The organism is Streptomyces albofaciens JCM 4342, assembly GCF_008634025.1.
Lineage (GTDB): Bacteria > Actinomycetota > Actinomycetes > Streptomycetales > Streptomycetaceae > Streptomyces > Streptomyces albofaciens.
This window is the reverse complement of record NZ_PDCM01000002.1, coordinates 1633892-1659045: the sequence shown is the minus strand read 5'-3', so window position 1 is coordinate 1659045 and position 25154 is coordinate 1633892. Positions and strand designations below refer to the sequence as shown.

The 25154-nt window shown below is 74.7% G+C and carries 25 protein-coding genes; 13 read left to right on the top strand and 12 right to left on the bottom strand.

Features of this window, described 5'->3' with window-relative positions:
- The first annotated feature begins 170 nt into the window (after positions 1-170).
- Both CP973_RS27425 and CP973_RS27420 read left to right on the top strand, forming a co-directional pair.
- Positions 171-1037: a protein-L-isoaspartate O-methyltransferase family protein gene (locus CP973_RS27425; RefSeq protein WP_150246604.1), complete on the top strand. Its 867-nt coding sequence runs from the start codon at positions 171-173 to the stop codon at positions 1035-1037.
- Positions 1038-1140: 103 nt separating this feature from the next.
- Positions 1141-2499: a cytochrome P450 gene (locus CP973_RS27420; protein WP_150246602.1), complete on the top strand. Its 1359-nt coding sequence runs from the start codon at positions 1141-1143 to the stop codon at positions 2497-2499.
- A gap of 12 nt (positions 2500-2511) precedes the next feature.
- On the opposite strand, the gene CP973_RS27415 is transcribed toward CP973_RS27420, so the two are convergent.
- Positions 2512-3657, bottom strand: a complete 1146-nt coding sequence (locus CP973_RS27415) for a terpene synthase family protein (RefSeq protein WP_150246600.1) — start codon at positions 3655-3657, stop codon at positions 2512-2514.
- Complete coding sequence (locus tag CP973_RS27410; RefSeq protein WP_150246598.1) at positions 3654-4334, bottom strand: hypothetical protein; 681 nt, start codon at positions 4332-4334, stop codon at positions 3654-3656. Before CP973_RS27410 ends, CP973_RS27415 begins: the two co-directional genes overlap by 4 nt.
- Positions 4335-4566: 232 nt before the next feature.
- Between CP973_RS27410 and CP973_RS27405 the strand changes: the two genes are divergently transcribed.
- Positions 4567-5490 (top strand): NADP-dependent oxidoreductase, encoded by a 924-nt coding sequence (locus CP973_RS27405; RefSeq protein ID WP_150246596.1) that lies wholly within the window; start codon positions 4567-4569, stop codon positions 5488-5490.
- Positions 5491-5518: 28 nt separating this feature from the next.
- Here the strand turns inward: CP973_RS27405 and CP973_RS27400 are convergent, their stop codons facing one another.
- From CP973_RS27400 to CP973_RS27380, 5 genes are all read right to left on the bottom strand, one after another.
- A complete protein-coding gene (locus tag CP973_RS27400; RefSeq protein WP_150246594.1) occupies positions 5519-5869 on the bottom strand; it encodes a VOC family protein in 351 nt (116 codons plus the stop codon).
- Positions 5870-5980: 111 nt separating this feature from the next.
- Positions 5981-7144, bottom strand: coding sequence for a CapA family protein (locus tag CP973_RS27395; protein ID WP_150246592.1), 1164 nt, complete (start codon positions 7142-7144; stop codon positions 5981-5983).
- Between the two features lie 101 nt (positions 7145-7245).
- A complete protein-coding gene (locus CP973_RS27390) occupies positions 7246-8091 on the bottom strand; it encodes a methyltransferase domain-containing protein (RefSeq protein ID WP_150246590.1) in 846 nt (281 codons plus the stop codon).
- 81 nt (positions 8092-8172) lie between these two features.
- Positions 8173-9654, bottom strand: coding sequence for a bifunctional phosphatase PAP2/diacylglycerol kinase family protein (locus tag CP973_RS27385; protein WP_150246588.1), 1482 nt, complete (start codon positions 9652-9654; stop codon positions 8173-8175).
- Between the two features lie 121 nt (positions 9655-9775).
- Entirely contained in the window at positions 9776-10246 is a 471-nt protein-coding gene (locus CP973_RS27380; RefSeq protein WP_150246586.1) for a CBS domain-containing protein, read from the bottom strand.
- Positions 10247-10513: 267 nt separating this feature from the next.
- Here CP973_RS27380 and CP973_RS27375 point away from each other — a divergent pair, with 267 nt between their 5' ends.
- The gene (locus tag CP973_RS27375) at positions 10514-10798 is read left to right on the top strand and encodes a DUF6158 family protein (RefSeq protein WP_208853310.1); all 285 of its coding nucleotides are present in this window, start codon (positions 10514-10516) and stop codon (positions 10796-10798) included.
- A gap of 167 nt (positions 10799-10965) precedes the next feature.
- Here CP973_RS27375 and CP973_RS27370 read toward each other — a convergent pair whose 3' ends face one another.
- On the bottom strand, positions 10966-12057 hold the full coding sequence (locus CP973_RS27370; RefSeq protein WP_150246584.1) for an enolase C-terminal domain-like protein: 1092 nt from the start codon (positions 12055-12057) through the stop codon (positions 10966-10968).
- Positions 12058-12392: 335 nt separating this feature from the next.
- Here CP973_RS27370 and CP973_RS27365 point away from each other — a divergent pair, with 335 nt between their 5' ends.
- Both CP973_RS27365 and CP973_RS27360 read left to right on the top strand, forming a co-directional pair.
- Entirely contained in the window at positions 12393-13253 is an 861-nt protein-coding gene (locus CP973_RS27365; protein ID WP_150246582.1) for a SigB/SigF/SigG family RNA polymerase sigma factor, read from the top strand.
- A gap of 224 nt (positions 13254-13477) precedes the next feature.
- Positions 13478-14242, top strand: coding sequence for an SDR family oxidoreductase (locus CP973_RS27360; RefSeq protein ID WP_150246579.1), 765 nt, complete (start codon positions 13478-13480; stop codon positions 14240-14242).
- A gap of 12 nt (positions 14243-14254) precedes the next feature.
- Here CP973_RS27360 and CP973_RS27355 read toward each other — a convergent pair whose 3' ends face one another.
- Positions 14255-15469: a PAS domain-containing protein gene (locus CP973_RS27355; protein ID WP_150246577.1), complete on the bottom strand. Its 1215-nt coding sequence runs from the start codon at positions 15467-15469 to the stop codon at positions 14255-14257.
- 166 nt (positions 15470-15635) lie between these two features.
- Between CP973_RS27355 and CP973_RS27350 the strand changes: the two genes are divergently transcribed.
- The 3 genes from CP973_RS27350 (at position 15636) to CP973_RS27340 (ending at position 19059) form a co-directional block, all read left to right on the top strand.
- Entirely contained in the window at positions 15636-16454 is an 819-nt protein-coding gene (locus CP973_RS27350) for an ANTAR domain-containing response regulator (protein WP_425282027.1), read from the top strand.
- A gap of 165 nt (positions 16455-16619) precedes the next feature.
- Positions 16620-17834, top strand: coding sequence for an aminotransferase class I/II-fold pyridoxal phosphate-dependent enzyme (locus CP973_RS27345; RefSeq protein ID WP_150246575.1), 1215 nt, complete (start codon positions 16620-16622; stop codon positions 17832-17834).
- A gap of 118 nt (positions 17835-17952) precedes the next feature.
- Complete coding sequence (locus CP973_RS27340) at positions 17953-19059, top strand: MBL fold metallo-hydrolase (RefSeq protein WP_150246573.1); 1107 nt, start codon at positions 17953-17955, stop codon at positions 19057-19059.
- A gap of 23 nt (positions 19060-19082) precedes the next feature.
- On the opposite strand, the gene CP973_RS27335 is transcribed toward CP973_RS27340, so the two are convergent.
- The 3 genes from CP973_RS27335 to CP973_RS27325 form a co-directional block, all read right to left on the bottom strand.
- Positions 19083-19703: a DedA family protein gene (locus CP973_RS27335; protein WP_150246571.1), complete on the bottom strand. Its 621-nt coding sequence runs from the start codon at positions 19701-19703 to the stop codon at positions 19083-19085.
- Positions 19700-20509 (bottom strand): MBL fold metallo-hydrolase, encoded by an 810-nt coding sequence (locus tag CP973_RS27330; RefSeq protein WP_150246569.1) that lies wholly within the window; start codon positions 20507-20509, stop codon positions 19700-19702. The genes CP973_RS27335 and CP973_RS27330 overlap by 4 nt, the downstream gene beginning before the upstream one ends.
- A gap of 120 nt (positions 20510-20629) precedes the next feature.
- The gene (locus CP973_RS27325) at positions 20630-21556 is read right to left on the bottom strand and encodes a LysR family transcriptional regulator (RefSeq protein ID WP_150246567.1); all 927 of its coding nucleotides are present in this window, start codon (positions 21554-21556) and stop codon (positions 20630-20632) included.
- On the opposite strand from CP973_RS27325, the gene CP973_RS41865 reads away from it, so the two are divergent.
- The 4 genes from CP973_RS41865 to CP973_RS27310 all read left to right on the top strand — a co-directional run bounded on the left by CP973_RS41865 (position 21549) and on the right by CP973_RS27310 (position 25112).
- Complete coding sequence (locus tag CP973_RS41865; protein WP_425282026.1) at positions 21549-21839, top strand: putative leader peptide; 291 nt, start codon at positions 21549-21551, stop codon at positions 21837-21839. The genes CP973_RS27325 and CP973_RS41865 overlap by 8 nt on opposite strands.
- A 234-nt stretch (positions 21840-22073) precedes the next feature.
- On the top strand, positions 22074-23210 hold the full coding sequence (gene sfnG / locus CP973_RS27320; protein WP_150250317.1) for a dimethylsulfone monooxygenase SfnG: 1137 nt from the start codon (positions 22074-22076) through the stop codon (positions 23208-23210).
- Positions 23211-23275: 65 nt separating this feature from the next.
- Entirely contained in the window at positions 23276-23830 is a 555-nt protein-coding gene (gene ssuE / locus CP973_RS27315; RefSeq protein ID WP_150246565.1) for an NADPH-dependent FMN reductase, read from the top strand.
- Between the two features lie 112 nt (positions 23831-23942).
- The gene (locus CP973_RS27310) at positions 23943-25112 is read left to right on the top strand and encodes an SfnB family sulfur acquisition oxidoreductase (RefSeq protein WP_150250315.1); all 1170 of its coding nucleotides are present in this window, start codon (positions 23943-23945) and stop codon (positions 25110-25112) included.
- Positions 25113-25154: the final 42 nt, after the last annotated feature.

The window sequence follows — 25154 nt, the reverse complement described above, 5'->3', positions numbered from 1 at the left end:
GTCCACGGTTGGTCCGCCTGCTGAAAAGGAGACGTGATGGAACATCGGCAGGAGCAGAACGGGCAGGTCGGCGGGGACTTCGCGAGTCCGGGGGAGCCGGGGAGCCCGATGCCGGACGACGATACGCCGCCGGAGCACGAGGACGACGAGTAGCGCGGCCCGGCACCGGCATGGTGGACGCGGCGGAGCTGCGGCGGGCGTGCGCGGCGGCGATCGACGGCTACGGCGGCGGCTATTTCCACGGGCGCGACTGGCTGCGGGCGGCGTTCCTGGAGGTGCCGCGCGAACACTTCGTACCGGACCGGGTGTGGTGGCCCAGCCGGCAGGACGGGCGCTACCCGCTGCTGGACCGCACCGAGCGGCCGCGGCAGTGGCTCAAGGCCGTCTACCGCCCCCTCGCCGCGCTGATCACGCAGATCGACGACGGGCGGGTGCGCCCCGAGGACGGGCCGGCCGCCGACGGGTGCTTCACCAGTTCCGTCTCCTGCAGCGCGGTCATCGTCGACATGCTGCACCACCTGGACCCGCAGCCGCACGAGCGGGTGCTGGAGATAGGGACGGGCAGCGGCTACACCACCGCCCTGCTGGCCCAGCGGGTCGGCGCCCCCGGCATCGTCACCGTGGAGATCGATCCGGACCTGGCGCGGCGGGCCGCCGACAACCTCGGCGCCCTCGGCCTGGCGCCGCGCACCGTGGTCGGCGACGGCGAGGGCGGCTACGCCGCTGCCGCACCGTACGACCGGATCCTGTCCACGGCCGCCGTCCGCAGTGTCCCCGCCGCCTGGCCCCGGCAGGTACGCACCGGCGGGGTGATCGTCACTCCGATCGACACCCCGTACCACACCGATGCCCTGCTCAAACTCGTCTGCGACGGGCACGGCAACGCCACCGGCCATCTCATAAAACCCGTGACGTTCATGAAGACGCGCGCCCAACGGCCCCGCCGCTCCTACGGGGAGCTGGGCTGGCCCGGGTGGAGCGAGCACCGCGTCACCGTCGGGGCGGACGGGCAACGCATCCGCACGGAAGGGCGGTGAGCGGGCCGGGACACGGCGGAAAGGCCATGAGCGGCCGGACACGCGCCCGTACGGCTCGGTGTGGCTGGAAAGGTACGGTGGCGAAGGTGCCTAAGGTGCGGTTATGCCGACCCGCACCGACCACCGGCCGCACACCGTCTCCCTGCACACCGTCCCCCTGCGCCACGTCCTCGGCGGCCTGCGGGCGGGTGGCCCGCTGGGGCTGATGGAACGTACCGGGCGGCAGTCGCAGGGCGCGCTGACCCGGCTGGACCTGGGCGCCTTCCGGCCCTTTCTGGTCACCCACCCCGACCACCTGCGGCACGTCCTGCGTGACCACGCGGAGAACTACCGCCGGGGCACGGCGATGTGGAAGGCGATGGGGCGGCTGACGGGGCTGGGGATCGCCGGTGAGGGGCCGCGGTGGCGGGCCAGCCGTGAACTGTGGTGCAAAGGGCTGGCCGGCGGGGCGCACGCCGTCGCCGACGGGACGGCCGACTCGGTCGCCGGGGCGGTGGCGGAGCTGGAGCGGCGGGTTGCGGCGGGCGCGACGGTGGACGCCCTGACGGAGATGACCCGCATCGTGCTCCGGGTCGTGAACCCGGCGTTCTTCGGCTCGCGCATCCCGCAGGGGCAGTGCGACCGGCTCGCCGCGGCGGTCGCCGTCGCGTTCGACTCGCTGCTGTGGCGCATGGCGCTGCCCTTCGTGCCGCTCGCCGTGCCGATGCCGGGCGACCGCGCCTTCACCCGTGCCACCCGGACGGTCAACGACATCCTGCTGCCGCTGGTCCGCCGGGCCCGGGCCGCGCGCCACCGCGGCCCGGACCTGATGAGCGTGCTGCTCGACGGGGTGGACGCCGACGGCCGGGCGCTGGGCGACGCGCAGGTGGCGCAGGACATCGTGGCCCTGTTCGTGGCGGGGTCGGAGTCCAGCGCCCTGACCTTGACGTGGGCCTGGGTCGCCCTCGCGGCGCATCCCGGCGTCGCGGCGGAGGTGCGCCGGGAGGCCGACGCGGTGCTCGGCGGCGGACCGCCCCGGCGCGAACACGCCCGCCAACTGGTGCTCACCCGGAGGGTGCTGGCCGAGGTCTGCCGCCTGTACGCGATGGCGTGGGCGGTGCCGCGGACGGCCGCCGCCGCGGACGTCGTCGGCGGGGTGACCGTTCCGGCCGGTGCCACGCTGGTGCTCTCCCCGTACCTGACCCACCGGCTGCCCGCCTTCTGGGAGCGGCCGTTGCGCTTCGACCCCGACCGCTTCACCGAGGAGCGCGTCCGCGGCCGGCATCCGCTGGCGTACCTGCCCTTCGGCGACGGGCCCCACCAGTGCGTCGGCCAGTCGTTCTTCTTCCGGCAGGCGGCCCTCGTCGTGGCCACGATGATGAGCCGGTTCCATGTCGCCGTGCCGACCCGGGCCGAGCCCAGGGCCGCTGTCGCGCTGCGCCCGCGGGGCCGCGTCGGCCTGACGCTCATCCCGCGCGGCTGACGGCGGGCGGCCTCAGAACCGGTCCCACCACCAGGCGATGGACGGGATGGGCGGCGGCGCGTCGGCCCGCGGCGCGACCGTGGTGAAGGAGCCGGTGGTGCGGACGGCGCCGGGGTGCCGGCCGTCGGGGTTGGTGTAACGCCCGGCGCGCAGGCCCCATTCGAGGTTGCCGCGGATCAGGTGCGAGAGGTGGCCGAGGTACTGCCGCAGCGGCTCCCCGGCCCCGGGCAGCACCTGGTCACGCAGCCGTACGAAGCGCAGGGTGAGCCGGTCGCACAGGTCGACGGCCGCGGCCAGCGCCGCTTCGAGGTCCAGGCCGTGTTCGGCGGCCAGGATGTCGACGAGGTTCAGACGGCAGCGGGCGGGCCGGGGAGCGCGGGCGGCCAGCCAGCGCTCCTTGCCGTAGGAGAACAGGTCGTCGTCGAAGGCCGCCGTGGTGAAGGCCAGTTCGCTGAGCGCGCGCACCACGGGCGAGTCCATCTCCGCGCCGGGTATCTCCGTGCCGTCGACGATCTCCAGCCAGCTGGTGGTCGCCGTACCGGCCGCGGTGTGCTGGCGCAGGTGGGCGTAGTCGTCCAGGGACGGCGTACGGTCGCCCAGGCGGCAGCCGAACTCCCACAGGACCGCGAGGAACCAGGCGCGGTGCCCGTCCACCATGCGTCTGACCTGCACCGCCGTGCCCTCGGCGCGGCAGCGTGCCGCCAGGTCGCCCGCCGCCTCCAAGAACGGGTCCCCGGCGCCGCCCGGCACCGTCCCCGGCGCCTCCAGCACCCGCAGCAGCCGCGTGGCGAGGCCCGCGAAGTCCCCGGCGCGCAGACTGGCCGGGCCCTCGTCGCAGTGCAGGTCGTCGAAGGCGAACATCAGCGCGCACCAGTCCACCGCGAGCTGGAGGCGGCCGGCCGGCGCCCGCGGCATGATCCGGCCGTAGAAGCCCCCGACGTCGTTGCCGGTCATCCGCACCCGCTGCGCGCCGTCCCGGCACAGGCCGTACCCGTTCAGCCAGTCCGCCGCGCGCGCGTTCAGCCGGCCGGCGTCCGGATGTACGGCGCCGGGCAGCGGGCAGTAGCGCGGGGGGAGTTCGACACGGACCCGCTGGGCGCCGGCCTGCTCGCGTACGGCGGCGGTCCGGCCGAGGACACCGGCCCGCGTGGCCGTCACGGCAGCAGGGCGCGGGAGAGCGCCCGTGCCGCCTGGGCCACGTCACCACCGGCGGTGGCGTCGAACACGGTGCCCTGGCTGGGCAGCGGACTGCTGCCGAAGGCGTCCTGGAGCGCGTTGTACCCGCCGGTGCCCAGGCTCAGGGCGGCGGCACCCTCGGCGGAGCCCTTGGAGAGATCGACCTTGGTCTTCCCCGCGTCGAAGGCGAAGGAGAACAGCTCCACCGACTGCTGCCGCGCCCGGCCCGCCTTGGCACCGTCGGCGGTGGCCGTCCCGTTGGCCCGGTGGGAGCCGAAGTCGAACACCACGTCCGTGAAGGACACGCTCCGGCCCCCGGCCTTCCGGAGGACGACCCCGCCGTCGGCCGGCACCGAGCCCTTGCTCAGGTCGAGCGCGAACTCGCCCTTGCTGATCGGCAGCCGCACACACCGGCGCCCGCCCGCGTCGACGACGATGGCCGGGCTCTTCGCCTCCAGCGTGACGCCCTGGTCGGTCAGCGCCTTGGAGACGGCGGCCGTCGGACACAGGTCCGTATGCGCGTTGCTCACCTTCACCTGGGGAGCGGGCAGCACGCTCGGGGTCACCCCGGCCGCCGCGCCCGCCCAGGACAGGACGCAGCCTCCGGCGGCCAGCGCGCAGACGGGCACGGCGATACGGGTCCAGCGGGGCACGGGCATGACCGACTCCTGTCGACGGCGGCGCCCACCAGCGGTACGCCGCTCCGCCGGCCGGCCACCGCCCCCGGACGGGCCGGCCTCCTTCCACGCGACCACACCGCCCGTCCCCGGCACTACCGGGCGCGGGCCACTCGGGTGACACGGCACGGCGCGGGCACATGTGCGCGAGCGGCGCGGACACCCGTGCGGAACGGGCGCGGACCCCGCGGAGAACCACTTGGGAGGTACGACCATGAAGGCAGTCATCGCGCACGGCTACGGCGACCCCGGCACGCTCACCTACACCGACCGGCCCGACCCCAAGGTGGGGCCGGACTCGGTGCTGGTGCGGGTGAAGGCGGCCGGGGTCAACCCGGTGGACTGGAAGGTGCTGGCGGGCTACCTCGATCCGCTGATGAACGTGCACTTCCCGCTGATCCCCGGCTGGGACGTGGCCGGAGTCGTCGAGGCGGTCGGCCAGGACGCGACCGAGTTCGACGTCGGTGACGAGGTCGTCGGGTACGTACGCAAGGACGAGGTCCAGCACGGCACCTTCGCCGAGCTGGTGGCCGCGCCCGTACGGACCCTGGCGCGCCGGCCCGCCGCGCTCGACTGGCAGCAGGCCGCCGGACTGCCGCTCGCCGGACTCACCGCCCTCCAGGCCCTGGACCGGGTCGGCGCGGCCGAGGGGGAGACGGTGCTGGTGCACGCCGCCGCGGGCGGTGTCGGATCGTTCGGTGTGCAGATCGCGGTGGCCCGCGGCGCCCGTGTCATCGGTACGGCCAGCGAGCGCAACCACGACTTCCTGCGCTCCCTGGGCGCGGAGCCCGTGACGTACGGCGACGGACTGGCCGGCCGGGTGCGGGAACTGGCCCCCGACGGGGTGGACGCGGCCGTGGACTTCGTCGGCAACGGCGTCATCGACGTCTCGCAGGAACTGCTGCGGGACACCTCCCGCGTCGCCTCCGTCGCCGACAACGAGGTGAAGGGGAAGGGCGGGCACATGGTGTGGGTGCGGCCGGACCACGGTGGGCTGACGGCGCTGGGCGACCTGGCCGACGCCGGGAAGCTCACCGTGCACGTCGATACGGTGCTGCCGCTGGCCGAGACGGCCGAGGCGTTCCGCCGCAGTCAGGAGGGCCGGACGCGCGGGAAGATCGTGCTGGCGGCGCCCTGACGCCGGGCACGGGCCGCCCCCCCGGGGGTCAGGCCGCCTTGCGGTCGACGTACTCGAAGACCGTGCCGTCCGGGTGGCGGGCGACGACGTTGCGGCCGATCGGCGTCGGCAGCGGGCCCGCGATGATCTGCGCGCCGACCGCCGTCAGATCGGCCACCGCGTCGTCCACGTCCTCGACGGCGAGCGTCGCGGTGATCTTGCGGAGGATCGACAGCTGTGCCTCCGGACCGCTCATCAGCATGAAGCAGCCGACGGCCGCGACCGAGACGCCACCGTGGTGGAAGCGCATCGCCTCGGCGCCGGTCAGACGTTCGTACACGCCGATCGCGGCGTCGAGGTCGGTCACGCACACGCGCAGCGAGGTCCCCAGAATGTCCATGGGGGAAGCCTAGTTGGGGCGCCGCGGCGTACGCGATCAGTTGCGGGATTCGCTCCCGGCCGCCGCTCTCGGCCCTCGGCCGGCGGGGCGGCCGGTCAACCGGTCAACCGGTCAATCGGCCATCGTCAGGCCGTCGTCGGCGGCGCCCCGCGACAGGACCACGTCGCGGATGGCGTCGCGGGCCCGCGCGTAGGCGGAGCCGGCGGGCGCCGCGGCGGTCAGCGGGACGACACGGAAGTCGCGGTCCACGTCGGTGAACTGCGGGACGAACTCCGCCTTGGTGACCTTCCAGCGTCCGCCCGCGGTGTCGGGCGGGGCGAAGGTGAAGCGGGCCATGGAGCTCTGGTTGCCGCGGGAGTCCACCGCGCCCTGCGGGTTGTACATGTAGCCTGCCAGCTGGTCGCCCATCCCGTAGACGACCCAGGTGCCGTTGACCTTCTCGTACGCCTGCGGAACGTGTGCGTGGGTCCCGATGACCAGGTCGATGTCGGGGCGGTCCCCGGTGCGGGCGGCGGTGAGGTCCCGGGCGAGGCCGCGCTGCTGCCCGTCGGGTTCCTGCTGCCACTCGGTGCCCCAGTGGAGGCTGGCCACGACCACGTCGGCGCCCGCCCGGCGGGCGGCCCGCGCGTCGGCGAGGATCTTGTCCCGGTCGATCAGGCTGACCGTCCAGGGCCGCCCTTCGGGTACGGCGATGCCGTTCGTGCCGTAGGTGTACGCGAGCTGCGCGACCGTCGCCCGGCCGGCCTTGAGCAGGGTGGGACGGGCGGCCTCGGCGGCGGAGCGGGCCGAGCCGGTGTGCCGCACGCCCGCCGCGTCCAGCGCGCCGAGCGTGCGGCGCACCCCGTCGGCGCCCGCGTCCAGGGTGTGGTTGGAGGCGGTGGAGCAGGAGTCGTAGCCGGTGGCCTTGAGGGCGGCGGCGACCTGGGGCGGGGACTGGAAGGCGGGGTAGCCGGTGAAGGGTCCGCCGTCGGCGCCGTACACCGTCTCCATGTGGCAGATCGCCAGGTCGGCGGCGGACACCTGCGCGCGTACCCCGGCGAGCATGGGCCGGAAGTCGTGGCCGTGGCCGTGCGCGTCCTTGCGGGCCTGCTCGATGATCTCGGTGTGCGGGAGCACGTCGCCGGTGGCCAGGAGGGTGAAGCCGCCGGGCTCCGCGGCCCTGGCGGGCTGTCCCGAGGTGGCGCCGTGCCGTCCGGCGGCGGGCTGCCGGGGTCCGCAGCCCGCCGCCAGGAGCGTCAGTGCGGCCAGGACGGCCAGTCCGTGCGTTCGCGTCACGGATCCTTCATACCGCCTGGAATGAGATAGTTCGTGCCGGTTGTGGCGGTCGGGTCAGGCCCCGCCGTCCCGGCTCCTGCCCCCGGCCCCGGCCCCGGGCCTCACACCCGGCAGAGGATCTCCCCGTGCAGGACCCCGAACCAGGCGTCCTCCCGCGCGCCCCACTCCCGCCAGGCGGCGGCGATCCGGCGCAGCTCGTCCTCGGTGGCGTGGCCGCCGTCCACCGCCAGCCGGGCGTACGAGGAGGCGACCGTACGGTCCGCCCACAGGCCGCTCCACCAGGCACGTTCCTCCGGTGTCGCATAGCACCAGGCGGTGGCGGTCGAGGTGATCGCGGCGTCGGCGAAGCCGGCTTCCCGCGCCCAGGCGCGCAGGCGCCGCCCCGCGTCCGGCTCGCCGCCGTTGGCGCGGGCCACCCGGTGGTAGAGGTCCAGCCAGCCGCCCAGCCCCTCGACCGCCGGGTACCAGGTCATGGTCGCGTAGTCCGCGTCCCGTGCGGCCACCACGCCGCCCGGCTTCGTCACGCGCCGCATCTCGCGCAGCGCCCGGACCGGGTCGCCCACGTGCTGGAGGACCTGGTGGGCGTGGGTGACACAGAAGGAGGCGTCGGGAAAGTCCAGTGCGTGGACATCGCCGGTCACGAAGCGGACGTTGGACAGGCCGCGCCCCTCGGCGGTGGCCCGCGCCTGTGCCAGCACCTCCGGCGCCCGCTCCAGCCCGGTCACCCGGCCGTCCGGCACCAGCGCGGCCAGATCGGCCGTGATGGTGCCGGGGCCGCAGCCGATGTCCAGGATCTCCATGTGCGGCTTCAGCGCGTCCAGCAGGTACGCGGCCGAGTTGGCCGCGGTGCGCCAGGTGTGCGAGCGCAGGACGGACTCGTGGTGGCCGTGGGTGTAGACGGCGGACTCGCGGTGCTCCGCGGCGTGGACGGCGGACTCGTGCGGCATGGCGGACGGCTCCTTCGCGCTCCCGGTCGGCAGGTGCCGTCACCGTACGCCGTTCGACCGCATCCTGAGAACGACGTCTCGCTATTCGGGCAGCAGGCGGTAGACGGTCAGCGCCTCGTTCTTCTTGCAGATCGTCAACTCGCCCGGCGCGTCGTCCACTTCGCCGTCGTACGCCAGCACGCTGCCCGCCGCCAGCCCGCCGATCCGCACCGAGCGCATCCGGGACTCGCTCAGCACGGGGGAGTGCCGCAGCGCGCCCGTCAGTGCCGCGGTCAGCAGGCGCGTACGGGCCAGCCGCCCGCCGTGCACCACCCGCACGTCCAGCACGCCGTCCGCCAGGTCGTGCCGTCGCACCGGCGCCAGGCCCAGCCCGCGGTACGCGCAGTTGCCCGCGAACAGCAGCCACACCTCCCGCCGCTTCCCGTTGACCTCCACCGTCACCGGATCGGCCGTGCGCAGCACCTTCCAGGCCGCCAGCACCCCGGCCGGCCAGGCCCCGATCCGGCCCGCCCACTCCTCGCGCACCCGCACCAGCTCCGGGTACGCGCCGATGGAGAAGGTGTTGAGGAAGTACGTCGGGTCCTCGCCCCGCGCGGTACGGAAACCGGCCAGGTCCACCGCGACCGCCTCGCCGCTGGTCACCGCGCGGGCGGCGTCCGCCAGGGTCTCGATGCCCAGGTCGTAGGCGAAGTGGTTGCGGGTGCCGCCGGGCAGCACCGCCAGCGGCAGGCCGTGCCGTACGGCGACCGCCGCCGCGGCGCGGACCGTGCCGTCCCCGCCCAGCACGCCCAGCGCGCCGCCCGCCCGCCTGGCCTGCTCGGCGGCCTCCTCCAGCGCCTTGTCCATCGGCGGGGACTCCGGATCGCCGCACAGCGTCACCTCGGCCTCCGGCAGCACGCCGCGCACCTCCTGCTCCCGGTCGGGGCGCGCCCCGGTGCGCTGCCCGGACGCGTGGTTGGCCACCACGAACAGCCCGCGGCCCGCCGGCAGCGCGGGCGCGTCGGCCGCCGGGCGGGCCGGGGGCGCCAGCTGCGCCCGGGTCGGCGCGAGCCCCCGTACGGCCAGCGCCGCGCCCACCCCGAGCGCGGCGCCCGCCAGTACGTCGCCCGGGTAGTGCACGCCGGTGTACACGCGGGAGAACGCGACGGAGGCGGCGACCGGCGCCAGGGCCAGCCCCCACCACTTGTTCTCGAAGGCGACCCCGGTGGCGAACGCCGCCGCCGAGGCCGCGTGGCCGGACGGGAAGGAGGTGGTGAACGGCTGGCGGCTCAGCTGCCGTATGACCGGCACGGCCTCCAGCAGCGGCCGGTCGCGGCGGACCGAGCGCTTGCCCAGGGTGTTGACCGTCGCCGACGCCGTCGCCAGCGAGGCCACCCCGCGCAGCGCGGCCCGCCGCATCGGCCGTCCGCCCAGGACGGCCGCGCCCGCCGCGATGCCCATCCACAGCAGGCCGTGGTCGGCGGTGCGTGTCAGCCGTGGCAGCACGCGCTGCGCGCCCGGCCAGTGCCGTGCCGCGACATGGTCGAAGATCTGGCGGTCCCACGTACTCAGCAGCTTTCGCATGCGCCACCTGTACCCCAAAGGGCGGGGCGCAGACAGCAAGGCCGACGTGCCCGGCATCGTCCGCTTCATCCGCAACCGGCTCCTGTCAGGTCGATTCGGTCGGCCGGGTGCGCCGCCCCGGTCACCACCCCGGGCGCCGGACGGGCCCGGGGCCCGTCGCGCCGCCGTCCGGACAGCCGTCCGGGGCGGCCCGGCTGATGTCCGCGAGCGCCGAGTCCGGGTCCTGCGCGCGGGCCAGGTCACCGATGCTGACCACCCCCACCGGCGTCCCGTTCTCCACCACCGGGAGCCGCCGGACCGCGTTGACGCGCATCAGCGTCACCGCCTCGCTGATGTGGTCGTCGGGCCCCACACAGACCGGCTCGGGCGTACACACCGAGCGGCAGGACACGGCGAGCGGATCGACGCCGTCGGCCACCGCCCGCAGCGCGATGTCGCGGTCGGTGACCACCCCCAGCAGCACACCGTCCTGCGTCACCAGCACATCGCCGATGTCCTGCGCACGCATCAGCTGCGCCGCCTCCACGAGCGAGGCGTCCGGCTGGACCGCCGCGACGCCCGACGTCATGACGTCCCTCACGAACTGTGCCATGGCTGACCGCCTTCTCTCGGATTCCGGTCGCCGCGCCGAGCGGAGGCCGGGCTCGTACGATCGAAGGAGGCGACCGGGCGGACCGGACGGACCGAGGTGCCGGAACCGCCCGCGGAGCCGGGGTCCGTCCTGGTGGTGAGTGGGGTGAGGGAGCCGAGTTCCATGTCCGCCTCCGGGGCTCGCGCCGGGCCTGCCGCCGGACGTGTCCGGGTGGTTGAGCCGGCGGGTACCCGGACAGCGGCACCCGACACGGAGGGAGAAGCTTCGATGCCGTCCCACGACACGCCCACGGACGCCCCGCGGCCCGCGCCTGCGCAGGCCGCCACGCCGGGGGTCCCGCCCGCACGTCTCGACGAACAGCAACTGCTGCGCGAGCTGGAGACCATCCACCGCACCCGGCACGACACGCTGCTGCACGGCTCCAGCGACGCGCTGACCACCCACAACGCCCGCATGGCGGAGCTGGAGGGCGAGTACCTGCGGCGCCACCCGCGCCGCTGGGTCACCTCCGGCCGTACCCGCGCCGGCGCCCGCGCCCGTACCGGCTCCTGACCGGAGGATGTTTGACCGCGCGCGGCCCCAGGTACCCGGGCCCCGGCCGAGCGGCCGTGGAGAAGACCGCGGAGCACCGCGGGCACGGGAAAAGGGATGGTGGGGAGAGTCCGGGCGCGGGGTGTGGGGTCCCGCGCCCGGTTCCCCGTCCGCCCGCCGCGCGCCCCTCACAGCACCCGGTACGGCGTCGCCTCCTCGTGGCGGAACAGCAGGCCGTGGCCCGGCAGATGGTTCGCGCCGGGCCGTACGGCGCCGCCCGACGGGTCGAGGCCGCCGTCGAAGAACATCGACTCGATGCGCACATGGTCGTGGAACCACTCGATGTGCCGGAAGTTCGGCACGCACGCGGCCGGGTGGGCGTGCGCGTGCGGGGCGCAGTGGGCGGAGACCTCCAGGCCGTGGGCCTCGGCGAGGGCCGCGGCGCGCAGCCAGACCGTCAGGCCGCCGCAGCGGGTGGCGTCGATCTGGAGGCAGTCCACGACCGGCGCCATCCGGGCGAAGTACGGCAGGTCGTAGCCGTACTCACCGGCCGCCACATCACACACCACCAGGTCCCGGACCACCCGCAGCCCCTCCAGGTCGTCGGAGGACACCGGCTCCTCGAACCAGCCCACGCCCTGGTCGGCGAGGAACCGGCCGACCCGTACGGCCTGCTTGCGGGTGTAGGCGCCGTTGGCGTCCACGTACAGCTCGGCGTGCGGGCCGATGGCCGTACGGGCGTGCCGCACGCGGGCCAGGTCGCGTTCGACGGCCCGGCCCCACTCCTCACCGATCTTGATCTTGACCCGTTCGATGCCCTGGCCGTGCACCCACCCGTTCAACTGCGTCGCCAGATGGGTGTCGTGGTACGTGGTGAACCCGCCGGACCCGTAGACCGGCACCACGTCGCGCACCGCGCCGATCAGGTGCAGCAGCGGCAGCTCCAGCAGCCGCGCCTTCAGGTCCCACAGGGCGATGTCCACCGCGGACAGCGCGCAGGCGATCAAGCCGGGCCGGCCCGCGTTGCGCACCGCCCGGCTCATCGCCTCGTACGCGCCCTGCACGTCCAGCGCGCTGCGGCCGAGGACCGGCCGGGTCAGCAGGTCGCGCACGACCGAGCCGGTGTCGGCGGCGGCGTAGGTCCAGCCGAGGCCGGTGGTCGTGCCGGAGCGGGCCTCGACGACGATGACGGTGGTGGTGTCCCACGCGAGGGTGCCGTCGGCTTCCGGCGCGTCGGTGGGGACGGTGTAGGCGGTGACGTCCAGCCGCTCGACGTTCATGGTGGGGGGTGGCTCCTCTTCCGTCTCGGTGCGGACCCGGGTCCGGCGCTGCTGCCTGCCGCTCCCGCCGTCCCGGCGCCGTTCCGCCGGGCCATGACCGGGCGTCAGCGGCCGTCCCGCACGGGTTACCGGGCCCCCGGGCCGGAAACCTCCGGGCCGCGCGCACACCCCGGTGGATTCGGTGCCCGGGGCGTTTACCGGCATCCGCTCCGGGCACGCGACCCGTGTGCTTCGGACCGGAGGCACGCCCGTGGGAGCGGATCCGCTCTGCGAGCGTGCTCTCCGGCTGCGCTCCCACGGAAGGACCCCCGTCCACCGATCAGGGAGCCGAGACCATGCCCTCTGTACGCACACCTCTACGCCAGGGCGCCTCGCGCGGCCGGCACTCCGAGTGCCCGGGCGGCGCGCGCCGCACCCCCCAGAACAAGCACCCCCACGACGACGCGCCGGACACCGGCGCCGACTTCCGCAGGCTGATGGCGCTGCCCGACGGGCCGGAGCGGGACGCGCTGCGCCAGAGCATCGTCTGCGCCTGGATCCCGATGGCCGAACGCCTCGCCCGCCAGTTCCGCAACCGTGGCGAGACCACCGAGGACCTGACGCAGGTCGCGGCGCTCGGCCTGGTCAAGGCCGTGGACCGGTACGACCCGGACCGCGGCTGCGCCTTCGAGAGCTTCGCCGTGCCGACCATCGTCGGCGAGGTCAAGCGGCACTTCCGCGACCACATGTGGGGCCTGCACGTGCCCCGCCGCGTCCAGGAACTGCGCAACCGCGTCCGTGCGGCCACGCTCGAACTCACCCACGCACCCGACGACCACCGACCCCCGGCCCGGGACATCGCCCGGCACACCGGCATGACGCTGGAGGAGGTGCTGATCGGCATGGAAGCGCTGGAGAGCTATTCGACGCTCTCCCTGGACGCCGAACTGCCGGGCGCCGACGACGGCTACGCCCTCGTCGACACCCTCGGCGGCCCGGAGCCCGGCTTCGATCTCGTCGTCGACCGCGAGGCGATCCGCCCCAAGCTGCGGATGCTCCCCGAGCGCGAGCGGCAGATCCTCTACCTGCGGTTCTTCTGTGACATGACGCAGAGCCGCATCGCCGACCGGCTCGGCATCTCCCAGATGCACGTCTCCCGGCTCATCAACCGCACCTGCACCCGCCTGTGTGATCAGGTGGGCGGGCAGGCGGCCTAGCCGTTCCGCCGCCGGACGCCGCCGTACTCCAGGCCGGGGTACGGACGGCGTCCGACGCGCCCGGCCCACGGCGTTCGGGTGAATCGCCGCGCGGACCGTTGCGGGAGCCGCCGGGGCGTTCAAGCTCCTTGCAGGATCCCGGCGCGGGTACGGCCTCCGGGCCACCGCCGGGCGGCGGTGCGCCGGCACCGTACTCCGCGTCGCTCACGTGCAAGGAGACGGTGATGGGCAACACCCCGGACACGACGCTCGACGGCAAGGTCGCCTTCGTCGGAGGCGCGTCCCGCAACCTCGGCGCTCTCATCAGCACCACGCTCGGTGCCCAGGGCGCCCGGGTGGCGGTGCACTACAACAGCGACTCCTCCCGGGCGCAGGCCGAGGACGTCGTCGCGCGGATCAACGCCGGTCCGGGCGAGGCGTTCGCCCTCCAGGCCGACCTGACCCGCGTACCGGAGGTGGAACGGGCCTTCGACGAGGTCGTCAGCCGGTTCGGCAGGCTCGACCACAGCGTCAACACCGCGGGCATGGTGCTGAAGAAGCCGCTCACGCAGATCACGGAGGAGGAGTACGACCGGATGTTCGCGGTCAACGCCAAGGCCGCGTTCTTCGTGATGCGCGAGGCGGCCCGCCGTGTCGAGGACGGCGGCAGGATCATCACGGTCGTCACGTCCCTGCTCGCCGCGTACACCGGCCTGTACTCCGTCTACGCGGGCAGCAAGGCGCCGGTCGAGCACTTCACCCGCGCCCTGTCCAAGGAGCTGTTCGGCCGCAACGTCTCCGTCAACGCCATCGCGCCGGGGCCGATGGACACCCCGTTCTTCTATCCGGCCGAGGACGCGGACTCCATCGCGTTCCACAAGTCCTCGGCGATGAACGGCGACCTCACCAAGATCGAGGACATCGTGCCGTGGGTGCGGCACCTGCTGACCGACGGCTGGTGGGCCAACGGCCAGACGATCTTCCTCAACGGCGGCTACACCACCCGCTGAACCGCCCCGCGGTCAGGGGCGCAGCGCCCGCCCCAGGTGGCGGGCCATCCGGTCCACCGTGCCCGCTTCGGCCATGCTGAAGGCCCGCCGCCCGCCCGTGCGCAACAGCGTCAGCACCCCGCGCACGGGCCCCGACCGGGCCCGCAGCGGTACGCATAGCAGGGAGGTCACCCCGGCGCGGGCGAGGATCGGCACCCCGTCCGCGTCGTGCCCGAACGCCTCCAGGTCCTCCGGGCGCACCTGGAGATGGGCGTTGCCGGCGCGGGCCGCCTCGACGACGACCGGGCAGTCCCCGGGCGGCTGGGAGGCCAGGGCGGCCTGCAAGGCGTCCGCGCCGTCCCCGTCGTGCGCGTCCTTCCCGTCGTGCGCTGCGTCCGGACCGGCGCCCCCGTACGCCGCCACCCGCACCAACGGCCCGCCGCCGCGGGTCACCAGATCGGCCGTCACCCAGTCGGCGAACCGGCCGCGCAGCACCCGGCAGGCCTGGTCGAGTATCGCGATCGGGTCCCGCGGCGCCTCCAGGATCGTCATGGTCATGTCGTCCAGGAGGTCCATCAGTTCCGTGGTGCGGGTCAGCTCGGCCAGACCGGGCGGCGTCCCCGTACGGCCCGCGCCGTCGCGCCCGGCCCGGCCGTCCCGGTCCGCCGCCAGTGCCTCCGGACCCGTCAGGAAGACCGTGAGCACGGAGGTGCCCGTCTCGCCGCGGGGCCGCAGCGCCGTCATCGTCGCGCGCAGCGACTCGCCCTCCCGCCGCGCCCCGTCCGGCGGCGGCAGCAGCCGCACCACCAGGCTGCGGTCGCCCTCGTTGCGGGAGACCGCCGCGATCTGGGAGCGGAACGCGGCCCGCGCCTCCGGGGCGAGCGAGGCGGTCAGCGGGCGGCCCGCCGCGTAGCCGGCGCGCATGCCGAACAGCCGCGTACCGGCGAAGTTCAGGCGCCGTATCACCGTGTCCGGGCCCAGCAGCGCGACCGCGTACGGCATCCGCTGGAACAGCGCCCGCAGCAGCTGCTGTTCGTCGGCGGCGCGCCGGGCGCCGTTGTCCCGCTCCGCGGGCAGGCCCCGCTCCAGGCGCGGCAGGATCACGTCGACCACGTGCTGGAGCTCCAGCAGGGCGGCGTCCAGCACGGACAGCCGCTCGGTGGAGGGCAGGGCGCGGGCGGCGCGCAGCTCGTCGACCCGCCTGCGGAAATCGGTGAGTTCCGCCGTCACGCGCTCGCCCTCGGCCATGCCCACACGCTAGCCGGTGCGCCCCCGGACCGTACCCCGCGGGGACCAAGCCGACCGGACACCGCGTCCCGGGCGCCGGAACTCGACGGGATTCCGGCGTTTTCGCCCGCCCGCACCGGGCAGCCGATCCAGTGCGGCCCACGGACCCGAAGGGACTGACCGACAAGTGGACGCAACGACGCCTATGCGCACGCTCTTCGCGACCGGGGCGTCCGACCTCGACGAGGGGTCGCCCGCCCGTAGCCTGGCGCACCTCGCCGAGCAGGCCGCCTGGTGCACCCCCGACAGCTGCGGTGCCGCCGCCACGGTGAGCACCGGCGAGGACACCGCCGAAGCCCCCACCGCGGTGACCCACCCCGACCTGTCCGCCCTGGTCAGTGTCCAGTGGGAGTCCGGCGAAGGGCCCATCCCCACGGCGCTGGACAGTGGCAGGGCCACCGGCGCCGACGACCTGCTGCACGAGAGCCGCTGGCCCGAGTACCGGGCCGAGGCCCTACAGGCCGGAGTACGCTCCAGCGCCACCCTCCCGTACCGCCGGGACGGCATCACCCTCACCATCACCGTCTACGGCTTCCGCCCCGGCCTGAAGGTCGAGAAGGGCTGCACGGCCACCGACGTGCTCGGTGAGCTGGCCGCCACCGGACTGGCCCGGGAGCGCCGCTACCGGGAGGCCCTCGCCGAGGTGGACCAGCTCGACACCGCCCTGCGCACCCGGCCGGTGGTCGACCAGGCATGCGGCATCCTCATGTACGTGCTGGGGTGCGACCCGGACACCGCCTTCGACACGCTGCGCCGCCTGTCGCAGCGCACCAACCGCAAACTGTCCGACCTCGCCGGCGCCCTGGTCCGCACCCGCGGACACGGGCTGGAGGCCGAGCTGCGGTGCCTGGACGACAGGCCCCGGGACACCGGCCGCGCCGCGGCGGCGCGCAGCGGGACGGAGCCCGGCCGTACGGCCGGACCGGGCACCGGCCACGGTCGGTGACCGGGAACCGCTCCGCTCCCGCCCCCGCCCCGCCCGCGCACCGGCTCTCAGCCGACCGGTGACGTGTCGCCCCGCCTCCCGGCCCCCGCGATCTGCAAAGGTGGTCGGGGCCCGCACTCATGTGATGGGCCCACGATCGACCTGCCGTGGAGTGTGGAGGTACGGATGCAGCGGACGGCCCTGGATCCGGATCCGGCCCCGGAGCCGGATCCCCCGGCGGGGCTGCCGGTCCTCCCGGAACTCGCCGCGCACCTCGCCGCCGCCGCGGACCGTACGGATCCCGAGCCGCCCGGCGGCTCCCGGCCGCTGCGCGCCGCCGCCTGCGACTACTGGGGGCGCCGGGGCCTGGCGACCGTGCCGGAGCGGGTGCTCGCCGCGCCGGGCGCGCCCGCCCTGCTCCTCGCCCTGCTCGCCGCGACCGGCGGCGACGTGCTGCTGCCGCGCCCCTGCGCCGAGTGGTACGCGCCGGGCGCCGGGCTGCTCGGCAGACAGGCCCACCGCGTCCCCGTACCGGCCGAATCCGGCGGCGTGCCGGACGCGTTCGCGCTGCTGGAGGCCGTACGCCGGGCCCGGTCGGCCGGTGACGGGCCGCGGGTCCTGCTGGTCTCCGTCGCCGACGACCCCAGCGGCACCTGCCCGCCGCCCGAGCTGGTGCACGAGGTATGCGAGGCGGCCGCGGCGGACGGGCTGTGGATCGTCAGCGACGAGACCGGCCGCGATCTGCTGCACGACCCGCACGACACGGTCGTCCTGAGCCCGGCCGAGATGCTGCCGGACGACGTCGTCGTCCTGACCGACCTGCGGGCCACCCTGGCCCCGGCCTCCTGGCCCGTCGCGCTGGCCCGGTTCCCGGACACCGGGCGCGCCGCCCGGCTGCGCGCCGCGACGCTGGACCGGCTGGCGGCGCTGCGCACCCCGGTGGCCGGGCCGGTCGCCGCCGCCGTCACCCGGGCACTCGCCGAACCGGAGGCCGTACGCGCCCGTACCGCCGCCGCGGCCCGGGTGCACGGCACGCTCGCCGGAGCGCTGCACCACGCCCTCACCACGTGCGGCGCCGTCTGCCGCCCCCCGCACGCGGGCAGTCACCTGTACGCGGACTTCGAACCGCTGCGCCCCGTGCTGGCCGGCAAGGGCATCACCGGACCGGCCGGGCTGGAAGGCGCGCTCGCGCCCTGGGCGGCGCGCGGCGGGCACCGCTTCGGCGACGATCCCCAGGCGCTGCGCGTACGGCTGAGCACCGACGCGCTGCTCGGGCCCGACGCGGGGCGGCGGCAACAGGTCCTCGACGCCCCCGATCCTCTTCAGCTGCCGCACGTGGCCGAGGCGTTGAGCGCCCTGTCCGCCACGCTCGCCTCGCTCACGGACACCGGCCCCTCGTAGCGGCCGGGCCCGCCGCGTACCGCCCGTACGCCCCTCCCGGCCCCGCCTTCCCGGCCGCCCCGGCTCTCGCCCGCGACCGGCACCACGTCCGGTCACGCCCACCGAATGGAGCCTCTCGATGACCGAACAGACCGAACGTTCCCTCACCGAGCCTCTCCCGGACTCCGACGCCCCGCACCCCGCCGGCCCAGGGGCGGCCGCGGACCCGGCGGTCCGCCCGACGCGCGAGGTCCGCACATGGCCCCGCGACTTCACCGACCGGCTCACCGCGCCGCTGCCCGGCGTCCGCGCGCTGGCCCGCATCGCCCGCGAGGGCAAGCTGCGGCCCGCCGCCCAGGCGCTCCTGGAGATCCCCGAACTCCCTTTCGAGCCGGGCCCGATGCCCGAGGCGGGCCCCCGGGACATCGCCGTCACCTGGGCGGGACACGCCAGCTGGGTGCTGCGCGTCGGCGGCCTGACCGTACTGACCGACCCCGTGTGGTCCCGCAAGATCCTCGGCACCCCGCCCCGCGTCACCCCGGTCGGCGTCCGCTGGCAGGACCTGCCGCCCGTCGACGCGGTCGTCATCAGCCACAACCACTACGACCACCTCGACCTGCCCACCCTCAAACGGCTGCCCCCGCACACCCCGCTCCTGCTGCCCGCCGGGCTCGCCCGCTGGGCCCGCCGGCGCCGCTTCACCCACGTCACCGACCTGGACTGGTGGGAGGCCGTCGAACTGCCCGGCCCCGCGGGCCCGGTCCGCTTCGACTTCGTCCCCGCCCACCACTGGAGCAAGCGCACCCTGACCGACACCTGCCGCTCCCTGTGGGGCGGCTGGGTCCTCACCGCGCCGGACGGGCGGCGGGTCTACTTCGCTGGCGACACCGGCTACGGCCACTGGTTCGAGGAGATCGGCGACCGCTACCCGGACATCGACCTCGCACTGCTGCCGATCGGCGCCTACGACCCGCGCTGGATGCTGCGCCCGGTACACACCGACCCCGAGGAGGCAGTCCGCGCCTGCCACGACCTCGGCGCCCGCGCGATGGCACCGATGCACTGGTCCACCTTCCTGCTGTCCGCCGAGGCCCCCTTGGAACCGCTGCGCCGCGTACGCACGGCTTGGGAAGCCACTGGGCGTCCACGTGAGGATTTGTGGGATCTGGCGGTTGGGGGGTCGCGGGTGTTGGGGCGGGGGAGGGGAGGGGGACGGGTTGAGGGCGTGGCGCCGGACGCCGGCTGACGCCGGATCGCGTGTACGCCCCCTCACCCACCCCTCCCCTCCCGCACCCGCCTCCACACCGCAGGCGCCCCGCCGACCAGCAGAGCCAGCCCGACCGCCGCGGCCACGCCCTGCCACGGCTCGCCGAACAGGGAGCCGCCCAGGACGCCGATGAGCTGGTACGTCAGCGCCCAGGCCAGGCAGGCCGGCAGGTCGCCGTGGGCGAAACGGCGTAGGGGGACGCGTGCCAGCAGGCATGCCAGCATCACCGGCACCCGTCCGGCCGGTACCAGCCGCGACAGTACGAGTACCAGCACGCCGTGGGCGCGCAGCCCGGTCTGTGCTTGTGCCAGCCGCTCCGGCGCGGCGCGGTCGCGCAGCCGGTCCAGCCAGCGGGAACCGTTGCGTGAGCGCACACCGCGCCCGCCCAGCCAGTACAGGCCGAGGTCACCGAGGAACGCGGCGAGGGCGCTCACCCCGAAGACCGACAGCAGCGCCCACGGCGAACCCTGGTGGAAGGCCACCACCGCCGCCGAGCTGACCACCGCGCCGGTCGGCACCACCGGCACCAGCGAGCCCAGCACCACCAGCAGGAACAGCGACGGATAGCCCACCGCCTGCTGTGCCGGTTCAGCGGGCAGGCCGCCCGCCAGCCCGCCGATCACCGCGCGCCCGTCAGCCGTACGGACTCGCCGTGCGCCAGCCGGTGCACCGCCACCCCCGGCGCCAGCAGTCCGGCCTGCCGCGCGAACTCGTCACCGGGGGAGTGGAACTCGTGCGGGCGCACCGCGTCCAGACCGATCGGCCAGTACGTGCCGTAGTGCACCGGGACCGCGCTGACCGGCCCGAGCCGGGCCGCCGCCTCGGCCGCCCGCCGCGCGTCCAGATGCCCGTGCCCGAGGAACGGGCCCCAGCCGCCCACCGGCAGCAGCGCCACGTCACAGGCGCCGACCTCCTCGGCCATCGTGTCGAAGAGCCCGGTGTCGCCCGCGAAGTACGTCGTCGCCGCGCCGTGCACCACGTAGCCGAGCGCGGGTACCCGGTGCGGCCCGTACGGCAGCCGGCGTCCGTCGTGTGCCGCGTGCACCGCGCGGACGGTCACCTCGGCGGGGCCGCGCCCGTTCCGGGACGCGCGGACCGGGACCGTGTCGCCGGGCCGCACCTCGGTGACCGGCAGCCCCTGGGCCGCCGCCACCCGCCGCAGCCCCGGCACCGCGGCGGCCGCCCCGTACGGCACCACCAGCCGGGTGCCCGGCGCGAGGCGCGCCAGGGAGGCGGGGTGCAGATGGTCGGCGTGCAGATGGGAGACGAGCACGGCGTCGGCGCGGGCCGCGGCGGGCGGCGGGAGCGCGCCCCGGCGCCGCCGCAGGTGTGCCAGGCGCCGCACGAACAGCGGGTCGGTCAGGACCCGTACGCCCGAATCGGTGACCGTGACGGTGGCGTGCCCCCACCAGGTGACCTCCACCGCCACACCGACCTCCCGACCGGAACGGAACCGTCGCGCCGCCGGCGCCCGGCGCGCGCCGCCGTACGCCTCCTTCGTACGCCGTCCTCCGTACGCCCTGCCCGTACGACCTCTTCCGATCCTGCCTCATCGCTCCCCGGGCCGGGTGCCCCGGTGCGGCGGCTCCCCGGCGCGCCGGACGAAGATCGCGTGCAGATCGCGGGCCGCCCGGGGCACCGAGCCGGCGCGGCGCCGCTGGAGCACCATGCGGACCTCGGTGGTGTCGTCCGCCAGCGGACGGCAGGTGATCGCCCCGCCGCGCTCCAGCGGGTCGCCGAGCACGCTGTAGTCCGGCAGCACGGTGGCGCCGAGCCCTTCGGCCACCATCAGCTTGCCCATCTCCGCACCGTCGGTCGAGTACGAGAAGGACGGCGTACGGCCCCGGAGCAGCCGGTGGACGTAACGGTGCATGACATATCCGGAGCGCATCACGATCAGCGGCTCGGCCAGCAGGTCCGCGACGGTGACCGCCGCCCGCGCCGCCAGCGGGCTGTCCGGGCGCACGCACACGACCGGGCGCCCGCGCAGCAGCTCGGTGGTGTGCAGGCCGGGCGGCAGATCGTCGCCCCGCAGGTAGTTGACCAGCCCGAGGTCGAACCCGCCCTCCATCAGGCCCTGCTGGACGGCGTCCTGCTGGGCGGTGACCACCTCCACCTGGGTCAGCGGATGCGCGGCGCGGAACTCCCGGACGGCCGGGACGAGCAGCGGCACCGTGGCCGCGTTGACCGTGCCCAGCCGCACCATCCGGCTGACCCGGTGCTGGTCGTCGGCCGCGCGGCGCAGCCGGTCGACCGCGTCCAGCACCCCGGCGATGTGCGGCAGCAGCTCCCGCCCCTCGTCGCTGATCTTCGCCCCGGACCGCTTGCGGTCCAGCAGCCCCACACCCAGCTCCCGTTCCAGGTTGCGGACCGTCTCGCTCAGCGCGGGCTGCGACAGATGCAGCTCCTCGGCGGCCCGGCGCAGCGACCCGAGCCGGGTGACCGCCGCCAGGTATTCCAATTGTTCTATGCGCACGACAAGCCGCCTCCAGCCATTGCCGGGGGCCGGTGAATTACCCGGCCGGGGTCCGGTGGAAGGGGGACCCTATCACCACCTCGCGGATGCCTTGTCGACCCGCGGCGGCAGCCCGGGTAAACTCCCGGAAGTGGCGGGAAACGACCGGCCGGACTGTGGCCGTACCGCCGAATTGTTGCGAGGAGGTGACGCGTTGATGAAGAAGCTCGGGCAGCTCACACAACGGCGTCATGTGGACCTCGTACGGGTTTCCAGCGCCCTGTGTCGGCGCGCCGGCCGGTAAGGACGCCACCGGTCCGGATTCTCCGGGCGGTTTTCCGGTGAACCGGCTGGCCTTTTTCCGGAACCTTCCGGCTTTCCCTCTGGCTTTCCCTGTCATGCCATCTGCAATGGCCGGTTCCGCGTCTCCTGTTCGCCATGTCCGTGCGCTGATTTCCGGATTCCGAGTCGTGCGGAACGCATGTACCGGCCGATGCCGCAATTCCCCATGCCCACCCAGACCCACCGGGAGTACCTGATGCCCGTCCCGCCCGCCTCCGACCCGCTGCGTTTCGCCTACTGGGTGCCCAACGTCAGCGGCGGCCTGGTCACCAGCACCGTCGAGCAGCGCACCGACTGGGGCTACGACTACAACCGCGAACTCGCCGTCCTGGCCGAGAACAGCGGTTTCGACTACGCGCTCACCCAGGTCCGCTACATGGCCAGTTACGGTGCCGAATACCAGCACGAATCCACCTCTTTCAGCCTCGCGCTGCTGCTCGCCACCGAGCGCCTGAAGGTCATCGCCGCCGTCCTCCCCGGCCTCTGGAACCCCGGCGTGCTGGCCAAGCTCGGAGCCACCGCGGACCAGCTCTCCGGCGGCCGGTTCGCGGTCAACGTCGTCAGCGGCTGGTTCAAGGGCGAGTTCACCGCGCTCGGCGAGCCCTGGCTGGAGCACGACGAACGCTACCGGCGGGCCGAGGAGTTCATCACCGCGCTGCGCGGCATCTGGACCGAGGACCACGCGCGGCTGGCCGGCGACTTCTACCGGATCCGCGACTTCTCGCTGAAGCCCAAGCCGGTCACCTCCCCGTCCCGCCCGCACCCGGAGATCTTCCAGGGCGGCAACTCCACCGCCGCCCGCGCCATGGCGGGACGGGTCTCCGACTGGTACTTCAGCAACGGCAGGGACTTCGACGGCGTCACCGAACAGCTCACCGACGTGCGGGCCTCGGCCGCGGCGGCCGGGCGGCCCGCGCCCCGCTTCGGGCTGAACGGCTTCCTGATCGCGAGGGACACCGAGGCGGAAGCGCGCGAGGCGCTGCGGGAGATCGTCGCCAAGGCGGACACCGAGGCCGTACGCGGCTTCGGGGAGGCCGTGAAGCAGGCGGGCCGTTCCACCGCCGACGGCAAGGGCATGTGGCAGGACTCGTCGTTCGAGGACCTCGTCCAGTACAACGACGGGTTCCGCACGGGGCTGATCGGCACCCCGGAACAGATCGCCGAACGCGTCGTCGCCTACAAGCGCCTCGGCGTGGACCTCTTCCTGCTCGGCTTCCTGCACTACCTGGAGGAGGTCGAGTACTTCGGCAAGCGCGTCCTGCCGCTCGTACGCGAGCTGGAGGCCCAATCGCCCGACGGGCAGACGCGGCCCCCGGCCCCGGCCGTGGCCTGACCGGCCCGCCGCCCCGTCGCCCGACCCGCCTGCCACCGCCGCCCCTTCGACCCGAGGTGACCGCCATGTCCACCGTCCTGTCCGTCTCCGGAAGCCCCTCCGCCACCTCCCGTACCGCCCGCCTGCTGCGCCACCTGGACGCCAGGCTCACCGCCGAAGGCCACCGAGTCGTGGCACTCGACGTCCGTACGCTGTCCGCCCAGGCGCTGCTCGGCGCCGACTTCGGGCACCCCGACATCGTCGCCGCCACGGAACTGTTCGCACAGGCCGACGGCGTGATCATCGGCACGCCCGTCTACAAGGCCGCCTACTCCGGGCTCCTGAAGTCGCTGCTCGACCTGCTGCCCCAGTACGCGCTGGCGGGCAAGACCGTACTGCCGCTGGCCACCGGCGGCACCACCGCGCACGTCCTGGCCATCGACTACGCGCTGCGGCCGGTGCTCTCCTCCATGGGCGCCGCGCACATCGTCCAGGGCTGGTTCGTCCTGGACCGGCATCTCGACGTGCGGGAGGACGGCACGCTCGCCGTCGAGAGCGGCACCGCCGAGGCCCTCCAGCAGGTTCTCGACCAGTTCTCCGGCGCCCTCGGCCGCGCCCCGCTGCTCGCCGCCGCGAGCTGAGCCACCACCGTAAGGAACCTCCGTGACCACCTCCGCCCCCACCACAGCGGCACATCCGGACCACCCCGCACCCGGCACCGTCCCCGAGCTCTCGCACGATCCCGCCCACGTCATCGCCGACGACGCCGAAGCGCTCGCCGTCGCGGCCGGACTGGCGGACGCCTTCCGCCCCGACGCGGCGGAACGGGACGCCCGGCGACGGCTGCCGCGCGACGAACTCGGCCGGCTCTCGGCGAGCGGCCTTCTCGGCATCACCGTGCCACGCGCGCACGGCGGCGCCGACGTCACCGCCGGAACACTGGCCGAGGTCTTCCGGCTGCTGGCCACCGCCGACCCCAGCATCGCCCAGATCCCGCAGAGCCACTTCGTGTACGTGAACGTCCTGCGCGCCCAAGGGAGCCCCCGCCAGCAGGAGTTCTTCTTCCGCGAGGTGCTGGCCGGGCGCCGCTTCGGCAACGCGCAGGCGGAGGCGGGCACCCGGCACGCCCAGGACATCCGCACCCGCCTGGAGCCGGACGGCGACCGCGGCCTTGTCCTGACCGGAACCAAGCACTACTCCACGGGCGCCCTGTTCGCCCACTGGATCCCGGTGCTGGCCCGTGGCGCCGAGGACAAGCTGTACGTCGCGTACGTACCGCGTGGCGCGCCCGGCGTGACGGTCGTCGACGACTGGGACGGCATGGGGCAGCGCACCACCGCCAGCGGCACGGTCCGCCTGGAGGGCGTCGCCGTACCGGCCGACCGCGTCGTGCCGCACCACCTCACCTTCGAGGGGCCGCAACTGCACGGCGCGTTCGCCCAGTTGTTGCACGCAGCCATCGACAGCGGCATGGCCCGGGCAGCGCTGGCCGAAGCGGCGGAGTTCGTCCGGACGAAGAGCCGCCCCTGGTGCGAGAGCGGCTCCCCGACGGCCGCCGAGGACCCGCTGCTCATCCAGCGTTTCGGCGCGCTCGAACTACGGGTGCGGGCGGCGCAGGCTCTCCTGGAGGCCGCGGCCCGGGCCGTGGACACCGCCACCGCCCACCTCACCGACGACACGGCCGCCGAAGCGTCGATCGCGGTCGCCGCGGCGAAGGCGTACGCGGCGGAGACGGCCGTGGACACGGGGAGCGCGCTCTTCGAAGTGGCCGGCACCCGGGCCGCCCTGGACGGCCTCAACCTGCACCGGTACTGGCGTGACGCGCGGACCCACACGCTGCACGACCCGGTGCGCTGGAAGGTGCAGCACCTCGGGCGGTACGTCCTCAACGGCACCAGGCCGCCCCGGCACGGCCTCGTCTGACCCCGCCCCTCCTCCCCACCCCGCTTTCCGCTTCCCTGTTTC

Excerpts from the sequence above, each read along its gene's own strand:
- CP973_RS27425 (WP_150246604.1), top strand. The coding sequence starts at position 171 with ATGGTGGACGCGGCGGAGCTGCGGCGGGCGTGCGCGGCGGCGATCGAC.
- CP973_RS27420 (WP_150246602.1), top strand. The coding sequence starts at position 1,141 with ATGCCGACCCGCACCGACCACCGGCCGCACACCGTCTCCCTGCACACC.
- CP973_RS27410 (WP_150246598.1), bottom strand. The coding sequence starts at position 4,334 with ATGCCCGTGCCCCGCTGGACCCGTATCGCCGTGCCCGTCTGCGCGCTG.
- CP973_RS27405 (WP_150246596.1), top strand. The coding sequence starts at position 4,567 with ATGAAGGCAGTCATCGCGCACGGCTACGGCGACCCCGGCACGCTCACC.
- CP973_RS27400 (WP_150246594.1), bottom strand. The coding sequence starts at position 5,869 with ATGGACATTCTGGGGACCTCGCTGCGCGTGTGCGTGACCGACCTCGAC.
- CP973_RS27390 (WP_150246590.1), bottom strand. The coding sequence starts at position 8,091 with ATGCCGCACGAGTCCGCCGTCCACGCCGCGGAGCACCGCGAGTCCGCC.
- CP973_RS27385 (WP_150246588.1), bottom strand. The coding sequence starts at position 9,654 with ATGCGAAAGCTGCTGAGTACGTGGGACCGCCAGATCTTCGACCATGTC.
- CP973_RS27380 (WP_150246586.1), bottom strand. The coding sequence starts at position 10,246 with ATGGCACAGTTCGTGAGGGACGTCATGACGTCGGGCGTCGCGGCGGTC.
- CP973_RS27375 (WP_208853310.1), top strand. The coding sequence starts at position 10,514 with ATGCCGTCCCACGACACGCCCACGGACGCCCCGCGGCCCGCGCCTGCG.
- CP973_RS27370 (WP_150246584.1), bottom strand. The coding sequence starts at position 12,057 with ATGAACGTCGAGCGGCTGGACGTCACCGCCTACACCGTCCCCACCGAC.
- CP973_RS27365 (WP_150246582.1), top strand. The coding sequence starts at position 12,393 with ATGCCCTCTGTACGCACACCTCTACGCCAGGGCGCCTCGCGCGGCCGG.
- CP973_RS27360 (WP_150246579.1), top strand. The coding sequence starts at position 13,478 with ATGGGCAACACCCCGGACACGACGCTCGACGGCAAGGTCGCCTTCGTC.
- CP973_RS27355 (WP_150246577.1), bottom strand. The coding sequence starts at position 15,469 with ATGGCCGAGGGCGAGCGCGTGACGGCGGAACTCACCGATTTCCGCAGG.
- CP973_RS27345 (WP_150246575.1), top strand. The coding sequence starts at position 16,620 with ATGCAGCGGACGGCCCTGGATCCGGATCCGGCCCCGGAGCCGGATCCC.
- CP973_RS27340 (WP_150246573.1), top strand. The coding sequence starts at position 17,953 with ATGACCGAACAGACCGAACGTTCCCTCACCGAGCCTCTCCCGGACTCC.
- CP973_RS41865 (WP_425282026.1), top strand. The coding sequence starts at position 21,549 with ATGCGCACGACAAGCCGCCTCCAGCCATTGCCGGGGGCCGGTGAATTA.
- sfnG (WP_150250317.1), top strand. The coding sequence starts at position 22,074 with ATGCCCGTCCCGCCCGCCTCCGACCCGCTGCGTTTCGCCTACTGGGTG.
- ssuE (WP_150246565.1), top strand. The coding sequence starts at position 23,276 with ATGTCCACCGTCCTGTCCGTCTCCGGAAGCCCCTCCGCCACCTCCCGT.